The organism is Streptomyces botrytidirepellens (assembly GCF_003721215.1).
GTDB lineage: Bacteria > Actinomycetota > Actinomycetes > Streptomycetales > Streptomycetaceae > Streptomyces > Streptomyces himastatinicus.
Genome location: NZ_RIBZ01000155.1, coordinates 1 through 3,063, shown reverse-complemented (window position 1 = coordinate 3,063; position 3,063 = coordinate 1). Strand labels below are relative to the sequence as shown.

Sequence of the window (3,063 nt, the reverse complement as noted above, 5' to 3'; positions counted from 1 at the left end):
GGGCGCCACGCGCGTGCCCGAGCCCTGGCGGGCGGTGAGCCAGCCCTCGGCGACCAGCTCCGCGTACGCGGCGGCGACCGTGTTGCGGGCGACGCCGATGTCGGCGGCGAGCGAGCGATAGGGCGGCAGCCGGGTGCCGGGAGCGAGCCGCCCGCCCCGGATGGCGTCCCGCAGCGCGCGCATCAGGGCGGTGCGGCGGCCGCCCGCCGCGGCCAGCTCCAGATGCAGATCACTGCCCAGGGCCTCCGCCGAATTGACCCATGATTCCGCCATGGACACGCACCCTATCGGCGGTCAACGACAGGCGATCAACGGCAGCGATCAACGACGGGCGTTCAACGACAACGGCGGGGGAGCGGCACCCGCCGCTCCCCCGCCAGGGTCCTGCTGCGTCAGCGTCCCGCCCCGCCTCAGCTCCGCCGGGCGATGATCCGGGCCATCCACGCCTCGACGTCATCGGCGGTCCGCGGCAGCCCCGCCGACAGATTGCGGTTGCCGTCCTCCGTCACCAGGATGTCGTCCTCGATCCGGACACCGATGCCCCGGTACTCCTCGGGCACGGTCAGGTCGTCCGGCTGGAAGTAGAGGCCGGGCTCGACGGTGAGGCACATGCCGGGCTCCAGCGTGCCCTCCACGTACGTCTCGGTGCGGGCCACGGCACAGTCGTGCACGTCCAGGCCGAGCATGTGGCCGGTGCCGTGCAGCGTCCAGCGGCGCTGGAGCCCCAGCTCCAGGACGCGCTCGACGGGGCCCTCGACCAGACCCCATTCGACGAGCTTGGTGGCCAGGACGCGCTGGGCGGCGTCGTGGAAGTCGCGGTACTTCGCGCCCGGCTTGACCGCCGCGATGCCCGCCTCCTGCGCTTCGTACACCGCGTCGTAGATCTTCCGCTGGAGCGGGCTGTAGCTGCCGCTGACCGGCAGGGTGCGGGTGACGTCCGCGGTGTAGAGGGTGGTGGTCTCGACCCCGGCGTCGAGGAGGAGCAGGTCGCCGGAGCGGACCGGGCCGTCGTTGCGCACCCAGTGGAGGGTGGTGGCGTGCGGACCGGCGGCGCAGATCGAGCCGTAGCCGACGTCGTTCCCCTCGACGCGGGCGCGCAGGAAGAACGTCCCCTCGATGTAGCGCTCCGAGGTCGCCTCCGCCTTGTCGAGGACCTTCACGACGTCCTCGAAGCCCCGCACGGTCGAGTCGACGGCCGCCTGGAGCTGGGCGATCTCGAAGTCGTCCTTGACCAGGCGCTGCTCGCTGAGGAAGACCCGCAGCTCCTCGTCGCGCTCGGCGGTGACCTTGTCGGTCAGCGCCGCCTCGATCCCCGCGTCATGGCCGCGCACGACGCGCACCGGGCCGGTCGCGGCGCGGAGCCGGTCGGCCAGCTCGCGCACGTCCTTGGCGGGCAGGCGCAAGCGCCGCTCGGCCTCGCCGAGGCTGTGCCGCCGCCCGACCCACAGCTCGCCCTGGCCGTCCAGCCAGAACTCGCCGTTCTCCCGGTTGGAGCGCGGCAGGAGGTACACCGTCGCCTTGTGGCCGCCGCCCGCGTCCGGCTCCAGTACCAGGACCCCGTTCTCCGTCTGGTCGCCGGTGAGGTACGCGTACTCGGTCGCGGCACGGAAGCTGTACTCCGTGTCGTTGGAGCGGGTGCGGAGGTTGCCCGCGGGGATGACCAGGCGCTCGCCGGGGAAGCGCGCGGAGAGCGCGGCGCGGCGACGGGCGGTGTTCGGGGCCTGTTCGATGGGGCTCAGGTCGTGCAGCTCGGTGTCCGCCCAGCCGGACTTCATGTTCTCGGCAAGCTCGTCGGACAAGCCCGGGTAGAGGCCGTTCTTCCGCTGCTTGATGGGCTGCTCCTCGGCCTCCGGGGTCTCCAGGGCGTCAGGAGTGGGCTCCTCGGTCACGTCATCCTCCTCGAACTGGACCTCTCCCATGGTAGATCCGGGGGTACGGGCCCCGGGAGACGTTATGGGCACCCCTGATCAGGCGCGCGATCAGCCGCCCGATCGGCCGCTGACCGGGCGCACGACGGGCTGCTCGATGGCCGCCGCTCAGTCGAAGTGGGCGACGAGCAGGACGATGTCCTCCCCGCCGTCCTCCCCGCCCGTCCCCGCGTGGGGCCCGGTGCCCGCGTCACGGGTCTCGCCGGTCTCGCCGTCGCCGGGGAACATCGCGAGCAGCACATGGTCCGCGAAGGCGTCCGGATCGGCGCGCACCGCCCTGGGGGCGCCCGCCGCGGCCGCGTGCAGCCGCGCGAAGGCCCGGTCCATCGGCTCACCGGTGCGGTGNCGTGCAGCCGCGCGAAGGCCCGGTCCATCGGCTCACCGGTGCGGTGGAGCAGCCCGTCGCTGTAGAACAAAAGCGTTTCTCCGCAGGCGGGCTCGATCTCCACGCTCGGCGCCTCCCAGCAGGAGAGCATGCCCAGCGGCGCGGACAGCGTGGTCTCCACGAACTCCGTGCGCCGCTCCCCGGTGATCAGCGGCGGGCAGTGCCCCGCCCCGGCCAGCAGCACCCGGCGCACCCCGGGCTCGCAGTAGGCGAACAGGGCGGTCGCGGAGCGGGCGGGCTCGGTGAGCCGCAGCAGCAGCTCCAGATCGGAGAGCACGGCGACCGGATCCTCGCCCTCCATCACGGCGTACGCGCGGAGCGAGGCCCGCAGCCGCCCCATCGCGACGATGGTGCCGGGCCCGGAACCGGTGACCGAGCCGACGGAGAGACCGAGGGCGCCGTCCGGCAGCGGCAGCGCGTCGTACCAGTCCCCGCCGCCCCGCGGGCCGGGGCGGTGGCGGACGGCCAGGCGCACCCCGGGAAGCCGCGGCAGCCGGGTGGGCAGCAGCTCCTCCCGAACGGTCGCCACGGTGGCGCGGGCCTGGGCCAGCTCGATCAGCCGGGTGATGTGGGCGGCGGCGTAACGGCAGTACAGGGCCACCAGATGACGCTGGTGCTCCTCGGGCTCGGCCGGTTCGTCGTAGAGCCACGCGACCGCGCCGAGGCGCCCCGCGGGCACACCCGCCATGCCGGGCGCACCGGCCGGGGCGTGGGCCTGCGCGGCGCCCTGTCCCGCGCCCGGCGCCGTAC

At 73.9% G+C, this 3,063-nt stretch carries 2 protein-coding genes and 1 pseudogene; all 3 read right to left on the bottom strand.

Annotation, left to right across the window (positions count from 1 at the left end; genetic code table 11):
* Window positions 1-273, bottom strand: a 273-nt coding sequence (locus EEJ42_RS12025; protein ID WP_148081923.1) for a GntR family transcriptional regulator, incomplete at its 3' end; no start/stop codon positions are given.
* Between the two features lie 137 nt (window positions 274-410).
* Window positions 411-1,919, bottom strand: a complete 1,509-nt coding sequence (locus EEJ42_RS12020) for an aminopeptidase P family protein (RefSeq protein WP_123099938.1) — start codon at window positions 1,917-1,919, stop codon at window positions 411-413.
* A 117-nt stretch (window positions 1,920-2,036) separates the two neighbouring features.
* A pseudogene (locus EEJ42_RS12015) lies at window positions 2,037-3,063 on the bottom strand (PP2C family protein-serine/threonine phosphatase); the annotation flags it as partial.